The 23592-nt window shown below is 72.3% G+C and carries 19 protein-coding genes; 11 read left to right on the forward strand and 8 right to left on the reverse strand.

Annotated features, from left to right (window positions below):
* Positions 1-543 precede the first annotated feature (543 nt).
* The 3 genes from ACIBM5_RS32310 to ACIBM5_RS32320 all read left to right on the forward strand — a co-directional run bounded on the left by ACIBM5_RS32310 (position 544) and on the right by ACIBM5_RS32320 (position 3901).
* A complete protein-coding gene (locus ACIBM5_RS32310; RefSeq protein ID WP_396010150.1) occupies positions 544-2133 on the forward strand; it encodes an alpha/beta hydrolase in 1590 nt (529 codons plus the stop codon).
* 266 nt (positions 2134-2399) lie between these two features.
* Positions 2400-3227, forward strand: a complete 828-nt coding sequence (locus tag ACIBM5_RS32315) for an ATP-binding cassette domain-containing protein (RefSeq protein ID WP_396010151.1) — start codon at positions 2400-2402, stop codon at positions 3225-3227.
* Positions 3224-3901, forward strand: a complete 678-nt coding sequence (locus tag ACIBM5_RS32320; protein ID WP_396010152.1) for an ABC transporter — start codon at positions 3224-3226, stop codon at positions 3899-3901. The genes ACIBM5_RS32315 and ACIBM5_RS32320 overlap by 4 nt, the downstream gene beginning before the upstream one ends.
* Positions 3902-3923: 22 nt before the next feature.
* Here the strand turns inward: ACIBM5_RS32320 and ACIBM5_RS32325 are convergent, their stop codons facing one another.
* On the reverse strand, positions 3924-4580 hold the full coding sequence (locus tag ACIBM5_RS32325; protein ID WP_396010153.1) for a pyridoxamine 5'-phosphate oxidase family protein: 657 nt from the start codon (positions 4578-4580) through the stop codon (positions 3924-3926).
* A 218-nt stretch (positions 4581-4798) separates the two neighbouring features.
* Here ACIBM5_RS32325 and ACIBM5_RS32330 point away from each other — a divergent pair, with 218 nt between their 5' ends.
* From ACIBM5_RS32330 to ACIBM5_RS32340, 3 genes are all read left to right on the forward strand, one after another.
* Entirely contained in the window at positions 4799-6106 is a 1308-nt protein-coding gene (locus ACIBM5_RS32330; protein ID WP_396010154.1) for an aminotransferase class I/II-fold pyridoxal phosphate-dependent enzyme, read from the forward strand.
* 172 nt (positions 6107-6278) lie between these two features.
* Complete coding sequence (locus tag ACIBM5_RS32335) at positions 6279-7571, forward strand: sensor histidine kinase (protein WP_396010155.1); 1293 nt, start codon at positions 6279-6281, stop codon at positions 7569-7571.
* A 56-nt stretch (positions 7572-7627) separates the two neighbouring features.
* Positions 7628-8272, forward strand: a complete 645-nt coding sequence (locus ACIBM5_RS32340; protein ID WP_391585998.1) for a response regulator — start codon at positions 7628-7630, stop codon at positions 8270-8272.
* Between the two features lie 135 nt (positions 8273-8407).
* On the opposite strand, the gene ACIBM5_RS32345 is transcribed toward ACIBM5_RS32340, so the two are convergent.
* The 5 genes from ACIBM5_RS32345 to ACIBM5_RS32365 all read right to left on the reverse strand — a co-directional run bounded on the left by ACIBM5_RS32345 (position 8408) and on the right by ACIBM5_RS32365 (position 16643).
* Complete coding sequence (locus ACIBM5_RS32345; protein WP_396010156.1) at positions 8408-8740, reverse strand: hypothetical protein; 333 nt, start codon at positions 8738-8740, stop codon at positions 8408-8410.
* A gap of 358 nt (positions 8741-9098) precedes the next feature.
* The gene (locus tag ACIBM5_RS32350; RefSeq protein ID WP_396010157.1) at positions 9099-10691 is read right to left on the reverse strand and encodes a sensor histidine kinase; all 1593 of its coding nucleotides are present in this window, start codon (positions 10689-10691) and stop codon (positions 9099-9101) included.
* Positions 10688-11449, reverse strand: a complete 762-nt coding sequence (locus tag ACIBM5_RS32355; protein ID WP_396010158.1) for a response regulator transcription factor — start codon at positions 11447-11449, stop codon at positions 10688-10690. The genes ACIBM5_RS32350 and ACIBM5_RS32355 overlap by 4 nt, the downstream gene beginning before the upstream one ends.
* Positions 11450-12888: 1439 nt before the next feature.
* Positions 12889-15591, reverse strand: a complete 2703-nt coding sequence (locus tag ACIBM5_RS32360; RefSeq protein ID WP_396010160.1) for an AAA family ATPase — start codon at positions 15589-15591, stop codon at positions 12889-12891.
* Positions 15592-15839: 248 nt separating this feature from the next.
* Positions 15840-16643: an enoyl-CoA hydratase gene (locus tag ACIBM5_RS32365; protein WP_391585992.1), complete on the reverse strand. Its 804-nt coding sequence runs from the start codon at positions 16641-16643 to the stop codon at positions 15840-15842.
* 264 nt (positions 16644-16907) lie between these two features.
* Between ACIBM5_RS32365 and ACIBM5_RS32370 the strand changes: the two genes are divergently transcribed.
* Positions 16908-17612 carry a class I SAM-dependent methyltransferase gene (locus tag ACIBM5_RS32370; RefSeq protein ID WP_396010161.1) on the forward strand — a complete coding sequence of 235 codons (705 nt, stop codon included), beginning with the start codon at positions 16908-16910 and terminating at the stop codon, positions 17610-17612.
* Between the two features lie 12 nt (positions 17613-17624).
* Positions 17625-18296: a lipoyl(octanoyl) transferase LipB gene (lipB, locus tag ACIBM5_RS32375; protein WP_396010162.1), complete on the forward strand. Its 672-nt coding sequence runs from the start codon at positions 17625-17627 to the stop codon at positions 18294-18296.
* Positions 18297-18577: 281 nt separating this feature from the next.
* Here lipB and ACIBM5_RS32380 read toward each other — a convergent pair whose 3' ends face one another.
* Positions 18578-19111: a DinB family protein gene (locus ACIBM5_RS32380; protein WP_396010163.1), complete on the reverse strand. Its 534-nt coding sequence runs from the start codon at positions 19109-19111 to the stop codon at positions 18578-18580.
* A 71-nt stretch (positions 19112-19182) separates the two neighbouring features.
* Positions 19183-19692, reverse strand: coding sequence for a MarR family winged helix-turn-helix transcriptional regulator (locus ACIBM5_RS32385; RefSeq protein WP_396010164.1), 510 nt, complete (start codon positions 19690-19692; stop codon positions 19183-19185).
* A gap of 223 nt (positions 19693-19915) precedes the next feature.
* Here ACIBM5_RS32385 and ACIBM5_RS32390 point away from each other — a divergent pair, with 223 nt between their 5' ends.
* The 3 genes from ACIBM5_RS32390 to ACIBM5_RS32400 all read left to right on the forward strand — a co-directional run bounded on the left by ACIBM5_RS32390 (position 19916) and on the right by ACIBM5_RS32400 (position 23229).
* Complete coding sequence (locus tag ACIBM5_RS32390; protein WP_396010165.1) at positions 19916-20209, forward strand: YciI family protein; 294 nt, start codon at positions 19916-19918, stop codon at positions 20207-20209.
* Between the two features lie 276 nt (positions 20210-20485).
* On the forward strand, positions 20486-22183 hold the full coding sequence (locus tag ACIBM5_RS32395; protein WP_396010166.1) for a prenyltransferase/squalene oxidase repeat-containing protein: 1698 nt from the start codon (positions 20486-20488) through the stop codon (positions 22181-22183).
* Positions 22180-23229 carry a hypothetical protein gene (locus tag ACIBM5_RS32400; RefSeq protein ID WP_396010167.1) on the forward strand — a complete coding sequence of 350 codons (1050 nt, stop codon included), beginning with the start codon at positions 22180-22182 and terminating at the stop codon, positions 23227-23229. Before ACIBM5_RS32395 ends, ACIBM5_RS32400 begins: the two co-directional genes overlap by 4 nt.
* Positions 23230-23592 lie beyond the last annotated feature (363 nt).

Raw genomic sequence — 23592 nt, forward strand, 5'->3', positions numbered from 1 at the left:
CAGACTCCGCCGTACGTGGGCTCACCCGACCCGGGCCCCCCGATCCCCGCCGGGCCCGGCGGGGATCGGGTCCGGTCCATGTGTGGTCGCCGAGGACGGGGGCTCCTCGGCGACCGGCGCGCAACGCGTCCCATGCGCGGCCGGTCCGCGCTCGACCCATGCGGCCGGTTCACCGTCACCCGTGCGCGGATCACGCTCCCGCGGCGAGGGTGGTTCGGGGCCCGCCGCCGGTGGAATACCCAAAGGGATCCAGGACGGATCGAACACCGGTGGCGATCGGGCGATCCCACACCAAACCTCCGGGTCCGCTACGCGCGTCGGCCACGGAGCGCAGTCGACCGACTCCTTGCGCAATCGTCCACATATGCGGCCAAACGGGCGCGGCGCGTGGTAAACCCAAAATCTGGGTAATGGTAACCACTCCGCTTGGCAAGGATTCCCGCTTCGAGTCGACCGCCCCCTCGTCGCACCGGTCATCGACACGGCAGCATCTGCGGCGTCGATGTCACTCGTGACAGATCCGTCACATGGAGGAACACCCACGTGAAGAGACACACTCTCGTCGCGTTCGCAGCCGCCACTACCTTGGTGGGCGGGCTCCTGACCCTCGCACCGCCGGCTTTGGCGGACGACTCGCCCGCACCCCAGGCCGAGTCCGCATCCACCCCCATCGCCTGGAAGAACTGCGGCAGCTCGAACTACCCGACGCTGGAATGCGGTTCACTCCAGGTCCCGATGGACCACAGCAACCCCGGCGGTCGGCAGATCACCATCGCGGTGTCCCGGATTCCGCACACCGCGGCGAAGTCGCTCGGCCCGCTGCTGGTCAACCCCGGCGGCCCCGGTGCGCCGGGTCGAGGACTGGCCGGCTACGTCGCGAAGAACCTGCGCCCCGAGGTGGCCGCGCAGTTCGACGTGATCGGCTTCGACCCCCGCGGTGCGGGTGCCAGCGAGCCGCACCTGGACTGCGTACCGGGCTTCAACAACCCGGTCCGTCCGGACACCGTCCCGGACAACTTCGGTGACGAACTGACCAACATCAAGCGGGTGTACCAGTACGCCCAGGCGTGCGGCGACAAGTACGGCGACTTCCTCAAGCACATGAACACGCCGGCCTCGGCCGCGGACATGGACTCGATCCGCGCCGCCCTCGGAGCCAAGCAGATCAGCTACTTCGGGTACTCGTACGGTACTTACCTCGGTGCGGTCTACGCCAAGCTGTTCCCGAGCCGGGTCAAGCGACTGGTGCTGGACAGCATCGTCGACCCGAGCAAGGACAGCATCTGGTACGGCGGCCAGCTCACCCAGGACGTCGCCTTCAACAACAACATGAAGGCCTTCTTCGGTTGGGTCGCCAAGTACGACGCGAACTACCACCTGGGTACCGACCCGGCCAAGGTCGAGCAGGCCTGGTACACGATGCGCGACAAGCTGAGCAAGAACCCGGCCGAGGGTGTCGTCGGCGGCGCCGAGGTCGAGGACGCGTTCGCGCAGGGCGGCTACAACGACTCGACCTGGGCCGAACTGGCCGAAGGCTTCTCGGGATACGTGGTCGACAACGTCACCGCTCCGCTGCGTACCGCGTACGAGGATCTGGCGGCGGCGAGCCCGGGCAACGACAACATCAACAGCGGCTACCTGGCCACCCAGTGCCGGGACGCGGCTTGGCCCAAGGACTGGGCGACCTGGCACCGGGACGCGGTGAAGACCTACGCCAAGGCGCCGTTCCTGACCTGGAACAACGTCTGGTTCAACGCGGCCTGCGCGTTCTGGCCGACGTCGAGCCTCAAGCCGGTGAACGTCGCCAACGACAGGTTGCCCAAGACCCTGCTGTTCCAGGCGACCAACGACGCCGCGACCCCGTACGAGGGTGGCGTCACGATGCACCGCCTGCTCCGTGACTCGGCCCTCGTGGTCGAGCAGGGCGGCCGCAACCACGGCATCTCGCTCAGCGGCAACAGCTGCCTGGACGATTACCTGAACGAGTACCTGGTCACCGGCAAGACCCCGAAGGGCAGGGGCCACGGCCCGGCCGACGCGGTCTGCGGGAAGCTCCCCGACCCGGTACCGAACCCGGCGGGAGCGGACCTGAAGACCGCCGCCGCGCCGAAGCTCTCCAAGACCGACCTGTAGGTCTGCGCCACGGCGCCACGGCGCCACGGCGCCACGGCACCGCGAACGCCGAGGCGAGGCGCCACGGCGCCACGCCGACGCGACAACCGCACTGCGCGTACATCCGGGCCCGCCGCGAAATCGGCGGGCCCGGGTGCGTTCCCAGGCGGCCCTGAACTCCTGCCAACCGCCCGGTGGTTCACGTCCGTTGTGCGCGCCGGTGCGATGTGGCCGACCTCGTCCTGCCGTAAGGTCTGCTGCCGAGGTTCCGGTGAAGGGGGACGGCGGTGCACCTGACGGGTGTCGGCAAGCGATATGCCCTGCGCGGCCCATGGGTGCTGCGCGGAGTGCACCTACACCTGCCGCGCGGTGGGCTGGTCCGGGTCGAAGGCGACAACGGCAGCGGCAAGTCCACACTGTTGCGGGTCGTCGCCGGGGTCTGCGAACCGACCACCGGCAGCGTCACCGAACGTGGCTCGGCCGCCTACGTCCCCGAACGATTCCCGCCCGAACTGCCGCTCACCGCCCTGCGATACCTCACCCACCTGGGCCGACTGCACGGTCTCACCGGCCGGGAGAGCCGGCGGCGGGCCGAGGACTGGGCCGAGCGGCTGGACTTCGTCGACAAGGTACGGGCGCCGCTGCGCGGGCTGTCCAAGGGCACCTGCCAAAAGGTGGCGGTCGCCCAGGCGTTCATGGCCGAACCGGATCTGCTCGTCCTGGACGAGGCGTGGACCGGACTCGACGCCCCCTCGCGCGACGTCCTGGACGGTTGTGTCGTCGAGCGGGTCGAGGCCGGCGCGACCGTGGTCTTCGTCGATCACGACCCGCGCCGCCTGGCGGACGAAGTGACCGACACGTACCGGGTCGAGGCGGGTGCGGTCGCGCCCGCGATCTCCACCGCGAACGCGATCCGGGTGGTGATCGACATCGACACCGGCCACCGGCCCGAACTCGACCGCCTGCCCGGCGATCCCGTCCGCGAGGAGACGCGACCGGGCGTGCTTCGGCTGCACAGCACCACGGCGCACTCCGACGCGTTGTTGCGTCATCTGCTCACCGCCGTGCCCGGGGTCGGCGTGCGCGCGGTGCACCGGGAAGGAGACGGCGCGTGATCTCCGCCGTGGTGCGATATCAGGCCGCCCTGGTGTTGCGGTCCCATCGATGGGTGCCGCCCGCGCTGGTCTACGCCGCGGTGATGGCCATCGGCGCGGCCGGCGGCGACCCGTTGCTTGCCTCGTTCGGGTGGGCCGCCGCCGCGATCATGCCGATTGCGGTGTGGCTCACGCGGGTGTCCGTCACGGTCGAGCCCGCGGCGGCCCGACACACCACCTCGGCCGCGGTCGGACCCGGCCGGGCGCATCTCGCCGCGCTGTTGATCGCCCTGGTCCTGACCTGTGTGCTCGCCGCGCTGTGCACCGCGGCCCTGGTCGCCTCGACCGACCGGATCGCCGACCACGCCACGCACGGCGTGAGTCGGGGCGAGGCGATCGCTGCGGGAGCGGTGGCCCAGCTGGTCACCATCCTGGCGGGCGTCGCGATCGGCGCGCTGACCAACCGCCCGCTGATGCGGCGCCCCGCGTACGCCGTCCCGCTCGCGGCGCTGGCCACCCTGACCGCACTGGTGGTCACGGGCAGCCCGGCGGCGCGCGTCCTGGAGGTGGTCACCGAAGCCGCCGAGCACGACCGGGTCGACCTGCCGATCACCCAACTCGCGATCGTGGCGAGCGTGTTCGTGCTGTCGGCCGCGGCCGCCTGTCGAGTCGCGTCCCGGGTGGAACACGACTGAGCCGCACCGCGTCCGCACCGGGTCAGGATGCGCCGAGCCACTCGGCCAGGTAGGGCGGGATCTCCTGGTCCCGGTCCGGGCGGATCGGGCCGCGGGTGGTGGTCAGCGGGACCACGCCGGCGTAGTGCGGCAGGTCGAGGTCGTCGGGGTCCTCGGCCAGGCCGTGGTCGCGGATCTTCGCCGCGACCCGGTCCAGTTCCAGTCGGAAGACCGCGGTCTGCGCGTTCTCCTTCGGGCTGGGTTGGCGGACGTCGTCGGCGCGACCCGGGACCAGGTGGTCGATGATCACCCGGTAGGCGTGCGACTGCTCGTCCGGGTCGGTGACATGCACCAGCGGGCCGTGTGCGATCACGCAGCGGTAGTCCATCGAGTGGTGCATCGCCGAGCGGGAGAGCACCACCGAGTCCACGTGGGTGACCGAGACCGCCACCGGCAGGCCCTCGGCGCCGCTCGCGCGCGCGGCCAGGGCGAGCTGTCCGCCGCTGGAGGTGTGCAGGTACAGCCGTTCGCCGTCGCGGCCGAACGCGAGCGGGAGCAACTGCGGCAGGCCGCCGAGGGTGAACGAGACGTGGGCGAGGAAGCCGGCGTCGAGGATCGCGTGTACCGCCTCGACGTCGTAGCGCATGCGGTCGCGGTGGCGATGCGGGGTGGTGGCCGCGGTGACGGGGTAGTCGGTCATTCCGAAGATCCTTTGTACTAGTTCAAAATGGTCATTGGGGTAGTACAATAGGGCCGGCTCCGGGGAGGATGTCAACGGCATAATCCGACGATCCGCCGGATGTGGACCCGCGGCCGGAATCCGCTCCCGGATCCGGCTTCGCATCCCACCCCCGGAAGCCGCCGCCCCGGCATCTCGCAGCCACACCCCGCAGCGCGACGCCCAGACGCAGGAGAACCATGGCCATCACCGGTCGCACCGCCGCCGACATCGCCGCATCCGTCGAACGCGACCTGCACGCACGCGAACTCGCACCCGGCGACGCGCTGCCGCCGGTGCGCGCACTCGCGACCGAACTGGGCGTCAACGCCAATACCGTCGCCGCCGCGTACCGCACTCTGCGCGAGCGGGGCATCGTGGAGACCCACGGTCGGGCCGGCACCCGGATCCGAGCCCGCCCGGCGACCACCCGGCGCGACGACCTGGGCCCCGGCGTGCCACCCGGCACGCGCGACCTGTCCAACGGCGAGCCCGACCCCGCCCTGCTGCCGTCGCCAACCTTCCCCGATCCGAGCGGCTGGCGACCGCTCTACCTGCACGGCGCTCTGTACGAGCCGTTCGCCGACGCGGCCCGGGCGGTGCTGCGCGCCGGCGGCGTGGGCACCACCCACCTGGCCGCCACCTCCGGCGCGCTGGACGGCATCGAGCGTGCGCTCACCGCGCACCTGCGGCCCGGCGACCTGGTCGCGGTCGAGGATCCGGGCTGGGGCAACCTGCTCGACCTGCTCGCCGCGCTGAACCTGACCCCACGGCCGATCCCGGTCGACGACGACGGCCCCGACCCGGCCGCGACCGAGGCCGCGCTGCGCGCCGGCGCCCGCGCGTTCGTGGTCACCACCCGCGCGCAAAACCCCACCGGCGCCTGTGTGTCGGCCGAACGGGCCGCCGAACTGCGCCCCATCCTGGCCGCGCACTCGCACGTGCTGCTCCTGGAGGACGACCACGGCAACGACATCTCCGGCCTGGACCTGCACACCCTCACCGGTGTCGGCACCCACTGGGCGCACATCCGCTCGGTGTCCAAGGCCTACGGGCCGGACCTGCGCTGCGCGATCCTGACCGGCGACGCGGTGACCGTCGACCGGATCGGCGGTCGGCAGCGGCTCGGCCCCGGCTGGGTCAGCCACGTCCTGCAACACGCGATCGCGCACGCGTGGACCGACCCCGACGTGGCCGAACACATCCGACTCGCGCGCGAGACGTACCGGGTGCGCCGTACCCGACTGATCGACGCGTTGCGCGCCCGTGGAGTGGCCTCGGTCGGTCGGACCGGGATCAACGTGTGGATCGAGGTGCCCGACGAAACCACCGCCGTGGCCGGCCTGCTCGCCCGGGGCTGGGCGGTCGCCCCCGGCTCGCGATTTCGGATCACCTCCGCGCCCGGCCTGCGGATCACCGTGTCCACCCTCACCGCCGAGGAGACCGAGCGGTTGGCCGACGCGGTGGCCCTGGCGGTACGGACCGGGAACCGGCGGCAGACGCGGTGAATCCCCGGGGCGGGTCATCGCGTGGGCGAATCATCCGATATGAATCCGGTATGAGAGGTGGGGCAAACCGAACCACCAGGTCGGGGGGTGTCACCCTCGATCCGGGTGCCCCGCGCCGGGGAGCATGAGCACACTCCACCATCACGACCGTTACGCCCCCGAGGATGCCCCCATGCACACGTTCCTGAAGGCCCCGTTCACGAAACGGACGTGGGCCGAGGCCGGCTACGCGATCCTCACCTTCCCGCTCGCGATGTTCGGATTCGCCGCGATCTTCCTGTTCGCGGTCTTCGGGGTCGCGCTGACCGTCACCCTCGTCGGCCTGCCGATCCTGGCCCTCGCGGTGATGGGCGCACGGGCCTGGGGCGGTGTGCACCGGGGGCTCGCGCGCGCCATGCTCGGGGTCGAGACGCCGCCGCTGCGCACGTTCCGGCCCAAGCGCGGCCCGCTCGGGCTGCTGGGTTCCTCGCTGGGCAACGCCGAGGGCTGGCGGGCGATCGCCTACCACGTGCTCAAATTCCCGCTGAGCGTGCTGACGCTCCTGGTGACCGGCACGTTCTGGTGCTACGGGCTGGTCATGCTGGCGTACCCGCTGCTCCTGGTCGTGTTCGACCCGCACACCACCGACGCGCACGGCGTCGACCGCCGCTCGGGAATACAGATCAACGAGCTGTACTTCGACACTTGGCCGCTCGCGCTGCTGGTGAGCCTGTCCGCCATCCCGATCCTGCTTATCGCCCCCTGGGCGGTCCGCGGGGTCGTCCACCTCGATCGGTTGCTCATCCCCGCCCTGCTCGGGCCGACCAAGTCCGCACAGCGGGTGGCCGATCTGGAGGAGACCCGGGCGATCGCCGTCGACGACTCGGCCGCGACGCTGCGCCGGATCGAACGCGACCTGCACGACGGCGCGCAGGCCCGACTCGTCGCGCTCGCGATGAACCTCAGCATGGCCAAGGAGAAGTTGGACACCGAGGACACCGAGCGGCCGATGGACGTGGACCGCGCCCGCACGCTCGTGGACAGCGCGCTGGGCAACGCCCGCGAGGCGATCGTCGAACTGCGCGACCTCGCCCGGGGCATCCACCCACCGGTCCTGGACCAGGGCCTGGACGCCGCGCTGGCCACCCTGGCCGCATGCAGCGCGGTCCCGGTGCAGGTGCACACCGACATCGACGTGCGTCCGCCCGCCACGATCGAGACCATCGCGTACTTCTGCGCCGCCGAATTGCTCACCAACGTCGCACACCACTCCGGCGCGAGTGCGGCGACGGTCGATGTACGGGTCCGGGACGGCCGGTTGCGCATGACGGTCAGCGACAACGGCGGCGGCGGGGCGAACGCGAGCAAGGGAAGCGGCCTCACCGGCCTGGTCGAACGCGTACGCACGGTGGACGGCACGCTACGGATCGTCAGCCCACCGGGCGGGCCGACCGAGGTGACGGTGGAACTGCCGGCCGGCGGGTGAGTACCGACCGGGACACCGGGACCGAGGGGTGGTCGGGGCATGGGACGATCGAGCCCATGCGCATCGTCATTGCCGAAGACGCCGCGATCCTGCGGGACGGCCTGGTTCAACTGCTCCTCGACCGCGACCACGAGGTCGCGGCCGCCGTCGCGGACGCCGACGCCCTGCGGGCGGCGGTGGTCGAGCACAAACCGGACGTGTGCGTGGTCGACATCCGGATGCCGCCGACCCACACCGACGAGGGCCTGCGGGCCGCGATCGACATCCGCCGAAGCCACCCCGGCATCGGGGTGTTGGTCTTCTCGCAGTACATCGAGACCCGGTACGCCGCACAACTGCTCGGCGGCAACGCGGCGGGCGTCGGCTACCTGCTCAAGGAACGCGTCGTGGACACCCGGGACTTCACCGACGCGCTGGAGCGGGTCGCGGCCGGCGGCACCGCGCTGGACCCCGAGGTGGTCACCCAGCTGTTCGGCGCCGGACTGCGCAGCGGCGGTCTGAGCACGCTCACCCCGCGCGAGCACGAGGTACTCGGGCTGATGGCCGAGGGCCGCACGAACGCGGCGATCGCCAAGAAGCTGGTGGTGACCGAGCGCGCGGTGGAAAAGCACGTCGGCAACATCTTCACCAAGCTCGACCTGCCGCCTTCGGACACCGATCATCGTCGGGTGATGGCGGTATTGCGCTACCTACAGCTCTGAGCGCCGGCCGGCTCCGAGCGCCGGCGCCGGGGAGCGGTGTGGGATGTCCGGATCGCCCCCTCCGTGATCCGCGCATCCCACACCGTCCTCGGGCCGACCGCGGCATCGGCCGCGGCGGCCCCGGGGCGGATCTCCTCAGGGCAGTGCCGGTTCCCCGCCCCGCACGTCGGCCCGCGTACAGTCGACCGCGTTTCGCGCGCCGAGCACGATCGAGGTGAACGCGGCCGGTTCGGGGCCGGCCGCGGGCGTGATGGTGCCCACCTCGTGCGTCCCGTAGGCGGTCTCGTCCGCACCGTCCACGCCCAGTGCGACGATCGCCGACACCAGCGCCGCCAGGATGCCCGCCGTCGCCGCGGGCACGGCGAGCCCGCGAGTCACCCGACCGCTCTCACCGGCCGGGCGGCACGCCACGCCCCGCGCACCCGTGTAGCGGTGCTCCGCCGCCGCCACTCCGGCGCCGAATGCCAAGGCGTGGCCCGGTCGTTCCGAAGGCAGGTCGCCGCCTTCGGCCGGATGTGCCGCTCGTCCGTCGCGCTCCACCAGGGGATGCGCGCCATCGAACCCGTGCCGCTCGGGTCGCCGTCGAACCTGGTCGGCGCCGTGGCCGGCTGCGGGTCCCGCCGCAGCAGCCGCGAGCACGGGGCGGGCGCCCGGTGGCCGCCGCCACCGGGCGTTCCCGCATACGCCAAGGGCGCCCCAAGCCGCGCCCCCGTGGGCACCGGATCGGTGGGAGCCGCGCTTTCGCTGCGGTCGAATACACGCATGCGCGACCTCCCCCGAAACGCCGTGCCCGCCCCACCCCGGGCGGGCACGGCGTAGCGCGAGGCTAGGGCCGTTCCTTGTGGGTTTCCTGTGAACGGGCCGCCGGGGAAGGGATTTTCCCGGCGGACCGGGGCGCCGCGCGGGATTTCGGTACGTCGGCCCGGGTCCGGGACACGGCCGACGCGGGCCGGGGGTTTGACGTGCCGGGCGCGGGCGGATTCGCCGGCCCCGGGGTTCGGATGCCCAACCAGGCGCGCTCTTGGGCCGCGACCGGGTCGGCGCGCAGCGGCAGGACCACCTCGATCCGGGTGCCCCGTCCCGACGGCGGTACCCCGACGGTGACCCGGCCGCCGTGCAGCGCGACCTGCTGGGCCACCAGGGTCAAACCCAGTCCGGCGCCGGGGCTGTCCGGGCCGCGCCGAAAACGCTCGAAGACCACCTCGCGCAATTCCGGTGCGATGCCGGGCCCGTCGTCGTCCACGCACACCACGCCGCAGTCCATCCCGGGCAGCACCTTCACCAGCACCCGACCCGCCCCGTGCACCAGCGCGTTGCCCACCAGGTTGTCCACGAGCAGGCGCAGCCCGGGTGCGAGTCCGTACACGACCACCTCGTGCGGCGCCTCGACCCGCACGTCGACCGTCTCCGGGTCGGTCGACTCCTCGGCGCCGGGCCGGCGGCTCGGCGCGGCCCGGACCGCCGCGTGCGCGATCTCGCCCAACTCGACCGGCCCGAACGCCGATGCGTCCACCAGATCGCCCTGGGCGAGCGCGCGCAGCGCGGTCAACACCGACAACACCCGTTCGTGGCCCACCCGTAGGTCGGCGACCACGTCCTCACGCTCGGGCGAGGCCAGGTCCGGATAGGTGGCCAGCACGTCCAGATCGGTACGCATCCCGGTGAGCGGGCCGCGCAGTTCGTGGTCGACGGTGGCGGCGAACGAGCGTGCGGTCTCCAGCGCTTCCCGGGTGCGCGCGGTCTGCGCCGCGTACCGGCCCAGCACGTCGTCGAGGGTGCGGCCGAGTTCGTCCACCTCGACCACGCCGGACGGCACGTGCACCGCGTCGTGCGCACCGTCGTCCGGATCCAGCCGGGCGGCCCGGCGACGCAGCGCGCGCAGCGACCGGGTGGCCGCGGCGCCGGCGGCGAGTCCGGCCAGCCCGGACAGCGGCACCGTGAACGCGGTGACCACGTACACCCGGCGGCGCAACAGCGCGGCCTGCGCTGCGGGTTCGCCCGAGGGCACGAAAACGTACAACGAGCCGCCCGGCAGCGGCCGGGTCACCATCCGCCACGAACGCCCACCCGCGTGCACCGTCACCGGGGTCGGCGCCCGCGCGGGCAGCTGCGCATCCTCCGGCGGCTGGGGACCCACCAACAGCGGCCCCTCCGGGGTGTCGAGGCGGAGGCCGACATCCAGGGCCAGGCCCAGGATCCGGTACTGGCGGGTGCGGATCGCCTGTTGGCGCTCGTCCAGGTCGGCCCGGGCCAGGATCCGTGCGGGTGGGGTCAGGCGGTCGGCCCGTTGCTGGAGCTGCTGCTCCTGACGTTGCATCAGGTCGTGTCGGGCCCAGCGCACCACGAGGGTTCCCGCGCCCAACACGAGCAGGGGCACCAGGACGGCGACCGACAGTGCGACCCGGGTGGAGAGCTTCATCCGGAACCGCCCGAGGCACGCAGGACGAAACCGACCCCGCGCACGGTGTGCAGCACGCGGGGTCGACCACCCGCCTCCAACTTGCGGCGCAGGTAGCTGACGAAGGTGTCGACCACGTCCGTGCGCACGTCGAAGTCGTAGCCCCAGACCCGGTCCAGCAACTGATCCCGGGTCAGCACCAGGCCCGGATTGCGGGTGAAGACCTCCAACAGCGCGAACTCACGACGGGTCAACTCCAGGGTGGCGCCGTGGCAGGTCGCGACGTGCGCGGCCACGTCCACCGCGACCGGGCCGACCCGCAGGACCGGCTCGCCGGCGCCGACCGTCGGGCGCCGGCGGAGTAACGCCCTTAATCGAAGGTCGAGTTCGCGCAGATCGAAGGGTTTCACCAGGTAGTCGTCGGCGCCGCTCTCCAACCCCGCGATGCGATCGGCGGTCTCGTCGCGCGCGGACAACATCAGGACCGGCGTCTCGGCGCCCCGGGCCCGCAGCGCGGCGCACACCTCGATGCCGCTGACCCCGGGCATGGCCACGTCCAGGACCACTACCTGCGGGTCGAGCGTGCCGGGTGGGATCGACGCGGCGGGCACGATCGGCGCTGCGGGCGCGATCAGTTCGAGTGCGCGGCCGCCGTCGGGAGCCAGGGTGACGCGGTACCCGGCCAGGCGCAGGCCACGCTCCAAGGCCCGCCGGATGGAGGGGTCGTCGTCCACGACCAGGACGTGCGGCGGGTGGTCGGTGTCCGGTTCCGCGGTCACCGGGTCGCGGCCTCCGTTTCCGCGGCGGATGCATGCGGTATATGCCGCCGGCCGAACGCCTCGATGCGATGTGTGCTGCCCATGTCGTCGGCTCGACCCATGTCGTCCCCCGGAAGGCTGTTGCCGCTGTCGCCGAAGTTGTCGGTGCACAACCTATGGCGGGAAAGCATGTGCTGTACGGCGAATGACGGCTCGTCAACGAGGTGGTGGGGAAGGGGCGTCGGGGTGGTCGGGGGGGTGGTGTGGAGGGAGGGGCGGGCAGGGTCGCCCGGGGCGTGTCCGTCGCCGTGGCGGACATCCAGCGGAACCAGTTCGTGCGGGTGATCGGGATCTGCGGGTTGTGCAACAACCACAACACGTGCCCGGCCTGGTCCCGGGTCCACGGCTCGCCGGAGACCTGCGCCTTCGCCAACCGGGCGCGCAGGTCCTCGCCGTCCACCACGCGGGCGATCCGCGAGTACTCGCGGTCCTTGCACCGATGCCGGCGGTACAGCACGAGTTCGACGAGGTCGATCAGCCGGGCCCGGGCCGGGGCGTGGTGCCCGGGGACGGCGAGCAGCCGGATCAGCCGCTGCTTGGTGCTCCAGACCTTGGCATGCCGGGTCCATTCGACCGGATACCGGGCCTCCCATTCCAGATAGGTCAGCGCGTACGGCAGCCCGCCCCAGTCGGGCACCTCGGCGGGCGCGGGCGGCTCGGCGAGCAGGGCCGCGGCGGGCGTGCGCAGCCACGCGGTGCGAAAGCGCCGCCAGGCCGCCTCCTCGGCGGTGACCGAGCGGGGCACCCGCAGCACGATCGTGTCGTAGGCGGCGCGGGCCTCGCGGGTTTCCCGGGTCACCTCCAGATACCGGTCCAGGGCGCGTCGGTGCGCGATCTCGTCGTCAGACACGAGCGCGCGCATCCAGCCCAGCCGGGTGTCCCAGTCCTCGATCGCGCCGCGTTCCGTCACGCCGACGATCTACCCAGGTGTCCGCAGAACAAGTCCGCCATCGGGCGAGCCGCGCCGGGGGACTCGTCGCGGTGGACCGCGGGGTGCCCGCTTCGACGGGTTTCGGGGGGCCGGGGTCGGCGCGCGCGTGGCGCTTGCGGCGCTGGGTGTGTCCGCTTCGACGGGTTTCGCGGGCCCGGGCTGCGGTCTCTGTGGGGCTTGCTGCGCTGGGTGTGTCCGCTTCGACGGGTTTCGCGGGCCCGGGTCGCGGTCTCTGCGGGGCTGGTGGCGCTGGGTGTGTCCGTTTCGACGCTTTCGGGGCCCGGGCTGCGATCCCTGCGGGGCTCACGGCGCCGGATCTGTCCGCTTCGGGGTGCGGCGAGCGGACGGTCGCCGTGCGTGAGGGGCGACGGTCCGGCCGCAGAGCAGAGGGCTCGGGGGCGATGCGCCGGCGGGGGTGCTCCGGCGGGGTCGGGGCGGGGTGGTGGGATTCGCCGGTCCGGCGGCCGGGTCAGGCGCTGCCCGTGGCGAGTTGGGGGGTGCGGGTGATGCGGCCGGTGAGCGCGAGCGGTGGGGTGTTGGGGTGGGTGGGGCGCGGGGGGAGGGCGGCGACGCCGGAGCGGTTGGGGCCGGCGGTGGCGAGTTCGGCGCGGATGCGCACCTCCATCAGGGCGCCGGCGGGTGCGGCCAGTGCCTTGGCGAGGAGTTCGCAGGCGGCTTCGGTGCGGCCCTCGGCGCGTTCGACCACTGCAAGCGCGTAGAGCGCGTAGGCGCCGACGGGGGTGAGCCCCTTGGTGCCGGTCAGCCGCAGGGCCTGCCAGGCGCCGTCGCGCGCCTCGGCGATCCGGCCCTGGGTGGTCGCGGCCATCGAGAGCGCGGCCAGGAACCACGCGGCCAGCGTGCCCTGCCCGGTGGAGCGGGCCAGCCGCAGGCCCTCGGCGGCGTGCGTCTCGGCCTCCACGGCCCGCCCGGACAGTGCGCCGGCCACCGCGAGCGGCATCAGGGCCGCCGCGAGGGCGCCTCGGGCGCCGTGGGTGCGCAGTACCGCAGCCTCGTCGAGGAGGACCTCGTAGGCGGCCTGGTCGGTGGCCGCCGCGTGGACCGCCAGCGGGGTGACCTCCCACAGCGCGATGCCCAGGCCGTACAGCCGGGCCCGGGTGGCCGGGGCGACCATCGCGGGCGAAACGCCGTCGGCGCCGAGTGCGGCCACGACGGTGCGCAGCGGGTCGTCGTCGGCCAGGGGGAGGGCGGACAGGGCGGCGCGGGCCTGGGTGGTCCGGGCGCGGTCGCCCGCCTCCCATGCGGCGCCGGTCGCGGCGAGCAGGAGCGCGGCGCGGCCGTGGGCCGCTTCCAAGAGCAGTGCTCCCGCTTCGGAGCGGTGTCCTTCGGCGTGCCGAAGGGCGGCGCGGAGCCGGATCGCGGTGCCGGACGAGTGCGCCGAGGCGCCCTCGTCGACGACGCCGGGCAGGTCGGTGGCGTCGGCGGTGTCGAGCAGGGTGCGGGCACGGGCCGGGAAGCCCGCCTCCCACGCGGCGTATGCCGCGGCCACGTAGCGGCGGCGGGCCACGGGGGCGTCCGAGGTCAGTCGGGCGGCCTGCTCCCAGGTCGCGGCGGCGGCGCCCGCGCCGAGCTCGCGGCGGGTGCGGCCGGCGCCGGCTTCCAGGGCGGCGGCGAGATCGGCGTCGGGGCCGGTGGCGAGCGCGGCCAGGTGCCACGGTCGCCGGTAGGCGAGAGCACCGCTCGCGGCGTAGACCAGTGCTCCGTGCAGTGAGCGGCGCTCCGCGGGGGTGAGCGAGCGGCGCACCTCTTCGCGTGCCGCCGCGTTCCGGAACCGCACCCGGTGTTCGGCGGCGTCGACCAGCCCGGCCCGCAACACCGCGAGCCGAGCGCTCCGCCCGATGCCGATCCGGCGGCCGGCAACGGCCAACTGGTCCAGGTCGGCAGCCGGTTCGAGCGCGGCCAACGCAAGCAGCCGACGCGCATCCTCGGGCAACGCCGCGAACGGTACGTCCCCACCCGCGACCGCCGCGCCGGAACCCGGCCGGCGCCCCCCGGCCCCGGCGGCGCCCCGGGAGGTCTCCGTCGCCGGCCGCGCCGCCGCAACCGCGTCGAAAGGCGCGACGCCCTCCGGGAGTCGCCTGCCTGCGGCGCCGACTCCGTCGCCGGCGGCCGCCGTTGCCCGCTCTGCGCCGTCGGCGACCGGGAACACGGCGTCCGCCGGGCCGGCTTCCGGCCGACCGCGTCGGGTGTCCGACGCCGGGTGGCTCGTCACGGGCTCCGTTGCGTGGGTTGTGCGATCGGTGTCGGTGTCGTTGATGGTGGCCGTGGCCGTGTCGGCGTCGATGCCGGTAACGGTGCCCGTGTCAGCGCCGGTGTCGGGGCCGGAGGGCCGGCCGGCGGAAGCCGCCCCGCCCATGGCCGAGCTGTCGCCGACCCTGCGATCCGAGGCTGCCCGCTCGGCTGCACCGGGTTCGACCCCGCTGCCGCCGATCGCGCTGCTGTCGGCCGCGCTGCCGACCATGGCTCCGATCGTGCCTTCGCCCGCGGTGCCCGCGATGCCCGCGGTGCCCGACGCGCCCGTCGAGCCGGCGATCCGCTCGCCCGCGCCTTCGCCCGCCGCGCCCGCCGATGCCGGCGCCTCCGCCGCGCCCGCATCGCTCGCGACCCGTGCGCCCGCGTCCCCGGCCGGCTTCGCCGCTGCCGAGTTCGCGTCCGCACCCGCGCCTTCCCGCGTCGCGCGAAGGACGGCGATCGGCACACCCTCGGCGCGCCGCGCGATGTAGGCGACGACCGCCGCCGAGGCCGCGTCGAGCCAGTGCGCATCGTCGACGAGGATCAGGACCGGTTGTTCCCGGGCGGCGATCAGGACCAGCGAGCAGGCCGCCGCGGCCACCACGCCGCGATCGGCCGCGCCGGGAGCCAGGCCGAGCGCGGTGCGCAGCGCCTGGGCCCGGGTGTGCGGGAGTCGGCCGATTCTCGGGTGCAGGCCGGCCAGCAGCTGGCGCAGTGCGGTGTAGGGGAGGGCGCCTCCGCCGCGCGGTCCGGCCGTGCGCAGCACGGTCATCCCCTTCGCCTGCCACATCGCCTCGCCCAGGAGCGTCGTCTTGCCCGCCCCCGCGGCCCCGCGCAGCACGATCGCTCCGCCGTCACCGGCGCGCGTCCGTTGCAGCAGTGCCGTGACGGCGGCCAGTTCGTCGTTCCCTCCGTGAAGCACGGAAACTCTCCTCGCATCTCGCTCACACCCCCGTGGTGTGGCCGGCGGCCCCGCCGGATCCGGCCGGACCGCCGCACTATGAGCCTGAGCTTGCCCGTTCCCGGTCAACACATGTTCAACATTCACTCAACGTGTGAAGTCCGGACCAAGTAATTACGGACATGTGACACCGACATCGGGTCGACGTCACGCCGGCATCCGGCTGAATATCCGTCAGTCTTTCGGCTGAAGGTCCGTCCGAATGCCCGTCAGTCCTTGTACTCCGGTCGTCGCTTGTCCTTGCGGGCCCGAATGGCCTCCTCGAAGTTCTCCGTGGTCAGTCGCACGTACAACTGGGCGTGCCCCTCGTGGTCCATGTGCGAGTGCATGCTGCTCGCCTCCATGCCGGACCACAGCAACCGTTTGGTCACTTCCACCCCCACTCGACTGAACCCGATGATGCGCTCGGCGAGTTCGTACGCGTCGTCGAGCAACTTCTCGCCCGACACCACGCGCGACACCAGTCCGATCCGCTCGGCCTCGGTCGCGTCCACGTCCCGTCCGGACAACATGATCTCGAATGCCCGAGACGACCCGATCGCCCGGGGGAGCAAATAGCTGATTCCGAGCTCGCTCGCGGTGAGTCCGTTGTTGATGCCGGCCGCCCGGAAGTAGGCCGTGTCGGCGGCGATTCGGATGTCGGTGGCGGTGGCGAGGCAGAAGCCGCCGCCGATCGCCGGGCCGTTGATCGCGCCGATCACCGGTTGGTGCATCCGGCGCAGTCCCAGGATCACGTCGTCCAGGATCTCCATCGAACGGCGGGCGATGCTGGTTCGGGTCAGACCCTTGATGCCGGGGATCCGGCCGGAATTCTCCAGATCCGCACCGGAGCAGAAACCCCTCCCGGCGCCGGTCAATATGACGACACGCGTATCGTTGTCGGCACTCACGGCTTCCAGAGCCTCACGAAAGGGGACCATGACGTCGAAGGCCATGGCGTTCATGCGGTCCGGTCGATTGAGGGTGATGAGCGTGACATGGGGGCGGGGCTTGTCGACGAGTACGAAGGACATGGGGGCGTCATCCTCGGCATGATTGAGGGGCAAAGGGCTTCGAGTCGCACGGTGTCGGACCGGGCGACCGGGGAACCGAAGAGTGCGAATCCGGTTCCGGTGCCGCCGATCGGGACGAGTCGCCCGATCGTCGACCGGGCGGTCGACCACGAACCGGCCGACGCGACACGTTCGGTGTCGCGCCCATGGTTCGGGGCGCGTGCCCGGTCCGCGGTGCGCGCCTGGTTCGGGGCCCGCACGTGGTTCGGGACACGCAAGCCATTCTTGACCAAGTCAACGAAACCGCTCAAGGCCGATCCGCGGCTCTTCGACGCCTTCGCGGGCGACTACGACCGCTATGCGGGACTGTGCGACCCCCTGGGCGAGTGGCTGGCCGGGCTGCAACTGACCGGTGACCGTGCGTTGGACGCCGGCTGCGGCTCCGGCCGCCACGCACTGGCCCTGGCCGGCTCCTACACCGACGTGCTCGCCGCGGACGTGAGCGCGCCACTGATCGAGGTCGCCCGGGTGCGCCGCCCGCACGAGCGGATCCGCTACGAGGTGGCCTCGCTCACCGACGTACACGACGGCGAGGGCTTCGACCTGGTGCTGAGCATGGGCACCCTGCACCACCTCCCGGACCTGGGCGCGGCGTTGGCGCACCTGAAGTCGCTGGTCCGACCCGGCGGCGAGATCGTCCTGGTCGACAACGTGGCCACCGTGCCCGCCGCGACGCGCCGGCAGTACATCGCCGGTGCCGCCCGCGAACTGGCCCGCGACCTTCGTCACATGCGCGCCCGGGACGCCTGGTGGTTGTACCGCTTCCGCACCGGCGCGGCATGGCTGGACCACCTGATGTCGGACCACTACCTGACCCGCGCGCAGTATCGGGCCCGCTACGGCGCGGTCTTCCCGGGCGCGGACTTCGTCGACCTGTCCTTCGCCACCGCGATGCGCTGGCGCCGGGCCGACGGCTCGGCGGCGGTATAGGAGGTCGGCGCGATGCCCGGACAGGCCACGACCCCGACCGCGCCGGTGCGGGTCGACCTGGGCGCGGTGGCATACCCGACGGCGCAGGTCGACATGACGCGCTGGGTCGCCGAGCGGCAGCAGGAACTCGCCCCCGACCGGCTGTTCTTGCTCACCCACCCGCCGGTGATCACCTACAGCGCGCGCACCCCGGCCGCCGACCTCCCGGATCCGGCGTCACCGATCCCGCTGGTCGAGGTGGACCGTGGCGGCCACGCGACCTACCACGGGCCGGGTCAGCTGATCGGCTACCTGATCGTCGACGTGCGCGCGCTGGGCCCCGGCGACCTGGTGCGCCGGGTGGAGAACGGCCTGCTCGCCGCCCTGGACACGCTCGGCTTCGCCGCGATCCGGCGCGAGACTCCGCCCGGCGCACCGAGTCTGGTCGGCATCTGGACGCCCGACCACCGCAAGCTCGCGTCGATCGGAATGCGGATCCGACGCGGCGTCAGCAGCCACGGCTTCGCACTCAACATCGACCCCGACCTGAGCGCGTTCACCACGTTCACCGCGTGTGCTCTCCCGGACACGACGATGACATCCCTGGCCGAGCTCGCCGCCGAAGCCGGCCGCGCGACCCCGACCGAATCGGCCGTCCGCGACGCGGTGGCCGGCGCGCTTGCGGAGGAACTGGCGGGCCGTTAGGCGGTCTCGCCCCCGCCGATCCGCCCGCTCGGGTGTCGGAGCCGGTCGCCGGGGTGTCTGGTCGGTCGGGCGGTGCGTCGGACCCGGTAAAGGAGTCGGCACGTGTCGTCCGTCCGGCACGCGGGCGGGGTTCGGTCCGGTGCTTCGCATCCGTGTTGCTCGTCCGCCATGCGGCCGGCCATACCCTGTTCGGCTCGGCCGACTCGGGCTCGGTGGCCCATCCGGCCACACCCGGCGCCCGCCGCCCACCACCCGTCGGGTCGGCGGCGGGCGAGGCGGGGTCAGTCGGCGCGGATGCCGGTGACGTCCCACAGGTGGTGGATCGGGTCGTGGACGAAGTAGCGCGCGAAGGACTCGACGGTGAAGGTCGTGCCGTCGCTACGGTTGCCGGTACGGGTCCACTGGTCCTCGGCGACCGCCGCGAACGCGTCGGCCAGCGTGGCGCCGGCCGTCGCGAGGTCGGCCGCGACCCGGATCGGGTCCTGCTCGGCATAGCGCGATTCGACGGCTGTGGCGTCCTGGTCCCAGTTCGCGAAGTCCGGGCCGTCCTGCGTCAGCATCAGCCGCAGGCGCTCGTCGAACAGGACGAAGACGTCGCGGACATGGCACGCGTACTCGGTCGGAGACCAGGTGCCCGGGTTCGGCCGGACGCGCAGTTCGTCGCCGCCGGAGACGAGCAGCTCGTGCCATGCGGCGGCGTTCGCGCGGGTCAGGGCGGGGACTCGGGCGCGCGGGACGGCCGGGGTGTCCAGGCCGCAGTCGGGACAGGCCGACTCGAGGACCCAGGTCCAGCTCTTGGTCTCGGGAGTGATCATGCGCCGAGAATGGCCCACCCGACCCGGCTCGAACAAGGCATTTCCCCGCGAAGGCTACCGTTCGCCGCGGGCTACCGGTCCGCCGCGGGGCCGGCGACGTTCGCGATCATGCGTCGCAGGACGCGCACGGTGGTGGCGTAGTCCGCGTCCGTGATGCCGTCGTGGATGTGGGCGCGCACGGAGGGGCCGATCGCCTTGACCCGCAGCCGGGCCGCTTCCCCCTCCGGGGTCGCCGCCAGCAGGTGGTCCGGCGTCTCGGCGAGCCAACCGCGGGCGACGAGCGCGGCCGACTCGGCGGCGAGGTCGTCGCCGGGCAGCAGGTACTCGCTCATGGCGGCGGTGAGGTCGGCCACCGAGCGCGGCTCGCCGTCGGGCGAGAGGTCGTCGGTGGAGAGGTGCCGCAGCAGCCAGAACTGCGGCTGGGTGAGCCCGAGCTCGGCCTGCCGGCTGCGGATGTAGGCGATCACCTCACGGTGCGCGAGCCCGGTCCAATAGCCGACGGGCTGCCCGGCGAGTTCGGCGTCGGTCTCGGTCTCGGTCTCGGTCTCGGCGACGGTCTCGGTCGTGGCTTCGGTGTTCATCGGCGTGTCCCTTCCGGCCTGTGGTGATCATGAGACTAATCCGCACGAGGGAGCTCCGAATCCGTGGCGCTACGGGGGTTCCACGGTGCCGCCGGCATCGAGCGCGGGACCGGATCGCCCTTCGCGAACGCGGACGGTCGGGGCGCCGCCGCCCGAGCGTGATTCGTGCCGCATGTGGACGACCCGCCCTCGCCCGGCCGCGGCACGTCCTACGATCGGGGACATGTTCGTGATCACGTTGACCTACGTCGCCCCCCTCGAGGACGTCGACGCGCTGCTGGCCGGGCACCTCGAATGGCTCGACCGGCATTACGCGACCGGCACGTTGCTGGCTTCCGGCCGTCGGGTGCCCCGTACCGGTGGAGTGATCCTGGCGCGTGCCACGGATCGGGCCGCGCTCGACGCCGTGCTTGCGGAGGACCCGTTCCGTCGCGAGGGTGTGGCGACGTACGACGTTGTCGAATTCGTGCCCACCAGGACCGCGCCCGGTCTCGAAGGGCTGCTCCCGGCGGACTGAAGTGCCGTCCATAGCCGTTCATTTCCAGCACATTTGATGGCGATAACTCACCAATTGAGACAACAAACGAGTACAGGCTTCCGCATTCACGCCTTCGGGTGATTTCGTGTTGAGAACACACCCGGTTCGGGCGATGGGCGTCGTCCACTCGCCGGGGCGTGCATTCCGCGCCGGGTACCCCAACCGCAGCACCCCTTCTCCGCTCGGCGCCATACCCGGGTACACCGGACACGACGGCACAGCTTGCGACAGGACGTGTGGGGGAGGCGCTGACCGATGCGCGTGCGAGAGACCCGACTGCCGGGGTGGCCTGCGGAATTGTTCGTCCCCGAACTCCCGGTGGCCACCGCCCGGCTGCGTCGACGGGTCGCCGACTCGGTTGGTCCCGACGGCGCGGTGCGCGGTCCGTGCCGCAGCCGTGTGCTCGAATCGGCACTGTTGTTGCGCCTTCTGGAGCGCACCGGTATCGAAGCCGATCACCACCGTCGGGTCACCGGTTTCCTGACCGATTGCCTGGCCGGCGCCGAACCCCTGGACCGGTTGCTCGCAACGATTGCTTTACGCCACGTCGGCGACACCTCCGAACACGGCGCGGGCGACCTGCTCGACCGATTTCTGCGCCGGGCGCCGGCATTTCTCAATGCCCGCAAGCGGGTCATGCTGGAAACCGTGCTGTCCCTGCTCGGCCCACCGCGCCGGGCCGCCCGCCGGCCGTTCGACCCGGACGCGTTCGAAACCGGCAACCTGCATCCGTGGGCGCACGTGCAGACCGTCGCGCTCAAGGTCGCGCTCGCCGACCTCACCGGTCACGCGGACGAGATCGCCCCGGCCGAACTGCGCCTGCTCGTGGACACCCAGCAGGGCCCGGGGGTCTGGGAGGGCAACATCCTGGTGCACCTGCTGGTGCTGCACGCGCTCGCCGACCGGCCGCATCTGGACGCGCTGCTCGTCAACGGCGTGGCCAAGGCACTGGCCCACCAACGTGCCGACGGTGGGGTGCCGTTCGTGACCGACACCGACACGTGGTGTGCGGTCACCGCGGGCGTCGCGCTGGACGCCTCCGGTGCGCCGTACGAGGTCCGCCGGCGGATCGGCGACCACCTCGCGGCGGGCCAACGGCCGGACGGCGGTTGGTCGTACACCGACGCGGCGGTGCTCGCCGACGTGGACGACACCTCGGTGGCGATCGAGTTCCTGCACGCCACCGACCCGGTGCGCTACCGGCGCACCATCGACTTCGGCCTGCGCGCGTTGTGGTCCTATCAGGGTCCGGACGGCGGATTCCCCACGTACATCACCGGTGCGCCGTCGGAGGCGTGCATGACCGCCGCCGCGGTCAACGCACTGAGCGTACGCGCGTCACGACACGTGCAACGGATCACCGCCGGGCGCCGGTTCCTGGCCGCCGCGCAACACCCCGACGGCACCTTCGAACCGGACTGGAGCCGAAGCCGCTACCACTCGATCTTCCGCGCCCTGCTGGCCATCGACGCCTGCGGCCCGGACGCCTACCGGGCCACCGTCAAGCGGGCGCTCGTCGCCATCCGCGAGGGGCAGAACCCGGACGGCGGCTGGGGCCAGCAACCCGGCGACCCCAGCGACGCGATCAGCACCGCCTACGCCCTGATCGCGTTGTGTCGGCAGAGCGACCCGCGCCCGGTGGCGCGCGGCGTCGAGCACCTGCTGGCCGCACAACGCGGCGACGGCGGGATCGAGTCGGTACCGGACATGCTCGGCACCAGACCGTTCCTGTACGTGATCCCTTGTCTGGCCGACCACTTCACCCTGCTGGCCCTGGGTCACCTCGGCAATCGACTGGCCCTGCGCGCGCATCGTCGTTCGGGTACCCCGCGGGGCCGGGGCGCGTCGGCGGCGCAACCCACGACTCTGCGCGCTCCCGCGCCCGGCACCGCCGGATTGCGCGGCGGGGGCAGGAACACTCCAACGCAGACCGGCGAAAGGAGCCCGGCGTGAGCACACCCACCGTCGTCGACCTCCCGATCAGCTTCCATCTGCCGAAGCTCGCGAACCTGTTGCCGATGACGTTCCATCCCGAGACCGACCGGCTGATGCGCGAATCGCGCTGGTGGGCGCACCGGCACCTGGGCTTCGCCTACGCCGGCGACGCCGCTCGGATCGACAAGAACGTGGACGGAACGCTGCTGGTGTCGTTGTCGGTTCCGCACGCCGACTACGAACTCGCCCTGACCACAGCCAAGGTGATGAACTACCTGATCGGCATCGAGAACAGCCTGGTGGACAAGGCGGGACTGGGCGGCAGTTCGTTCGCCACCCGCAACGTCTTCGGCCGCTTCATGTCCGACCTGCTCGGCTGGGGGGACGGCTCGACCCCGCTGCGCGAGGACTTCTCCTGGTTGCGCGAACGCATGCCGCCCGCCCGCTGGATTCGTTTCGTGTCCTACATGGAGGACTTCGCCCACGGCTTCACCACCGAGCTGGAGAGTTGGCGCGACGCCGGGATATCCGACTACGACACGTACATGGACGACCGTCGGCACAGTCTGGGCGTGCGCTGGTTGTTCGGCTTCGCCGAGGAGGGCGTGCCGGGTGTGGCACTGTCCCAGGAGGCGTTTCGCACCGCCGAGATGGTGGCCCTCCACAACACCGCGATAGACGGATACACGCTGATCAACGATCTGGTCTCGTACCGCAAGGAACTGGTCATGGACGACCGGGTGAACCTGGTCTACTACCTCGGGGAGGCCGAGGGGCTCGACCTCGAAGGCGCGATGAACAAGATTTGCGGGCTGATCGACGCCACCGAGCGCAAGTTCCTCGACCTGCGCGACCGCATCCTGGCCGGCCCGCACGGCGGCGAACCGGGGATGCGGGCCTACCTCGACGAGGTCGGTCACGTGATGACCTCCAACCTGTGGTGGGCCACCGTCAGCAAACGCTACGAACCCGGCGGACTGGGCTGGGACGGCTCGACCGCCGGCACCATGACCTTCCACCGGGACCGCGCCGTGTTCGTCCCGGATCCCCAGCCGGGCGGGTGAGCGGCCGCCAACCCCGTGCCCGCCGCGGCCGGGCTCCCGCCGAGGCCGACGGCGACCCGGCGACCGACCGCGTGCGACTCGCATCGGCCCCTTGCCTTTCCCGGCGATCCCCCGCCGACGCGCGCCGTCCGCGCGTCGGCGGACTTTGCCCGAACCTGACACAACGTCAAGGGTGCTTCGGGGCGGCTTTAATCATTCACTCATGTAGCACGTCCATGCTGCCTACATGGACTTTCCGCGTTGTGGCACCCCGCGTCATGCGGTTCGATCCGGCTCGCACCCCGCACGGAGGGCGCGACCGCCGGTCGCGCCCCGGCGAAATCGGCGGGCCCGCGGCGAGGTGATCGCCGAGTTCGGGGCAGG

Origin of the sequence: Embleya sp. NPDC050493 (assembly GCF_044458105.1) — a bacterium.
In the GTDB taxonomy this organism is placed as follows: domain Bacteria; phylum Actinomycetota; class Actinomycetes; order Streptomycetales; family Streptomycetaceae; genus Embleya.

Coding starts and splice junctions, on each gene's coding strand:
- lipB (WP_396010162.1), top strand. CDS start 17,625: ATGCCCGGACAGGCCACGACCCCGACCGCGCCGGTGCGGGTCGACCTG.
- ACIBM5_RS32335 (WP_396010155.1), top strand. CDS start 6,279: ATGCACACGTTCCTGAAGGCCCCGTTCACGAAACGGACGTGGGCCGAG.
- ACIBM5_RS32380 (WP_396010163.1), bottom strand. CDS start 19,111: ATGATCACTCCCGAGACCAAGAGCTGGACCTGGGTCCTCGAGTCGGCC.
- ACIBM5_RS32390 (WP_396010165.1), top strand. CDS start 19,916: ATGTTCGTGATCACGTTGACCTACGTCGCCCCCCTCGAGGACGTCGAC.
- ACIBM5_RS32340 (WP_391585998.1), top strand. CDS start 7,628: ATGCGCATCGTCATTGCCGAAGACGCCGCGATCCTGCGGGACGGCCTG.
- ACIBM5_RS32350 (WP_396010157.1), bottom strand. CDS start 10,691: ATGAAGCTCTCCACCCGGGTCGCACTGTCGGTCGCCGTCCTGGTGCCC.
- ACIBM5_RS32325 (WP_396010153.1), bottom strand. CDS start 4,580: ATGACCGACTACCCCGTCACCGCGGCCACCACCCCGCATCGCCACCGC.
- ACIBM5_RS32395 (WP_396010166.1), top strand. CDS start 20,486: ATGCGCGTGCGAGAGACCCGACTGCCGGGGTGGCCTGCGGAATTGTTC.
- ACIBM5_RS32330 (WP_396010154.1), top strand. CDS start 4,799: ATGGCCATCACCGGTCGCACCGCCGCCGACATCGCCGCATCCGTCGAA.
- ACIBM5_RS32385 (WP_396010164.1), bottom strand. CDS start 19,692: ATGAACACCGAAGCCACGACCGAGACCGTCGCCGAGACCGAGACCGAG.
- ACIBM5_RS32365 (WP_391585992.1), bottom strand. CDS start 16,643: ATGTCCTTCGTACTCGTCGACAAGCCCCGCCCCCATGTCACGCTCATC.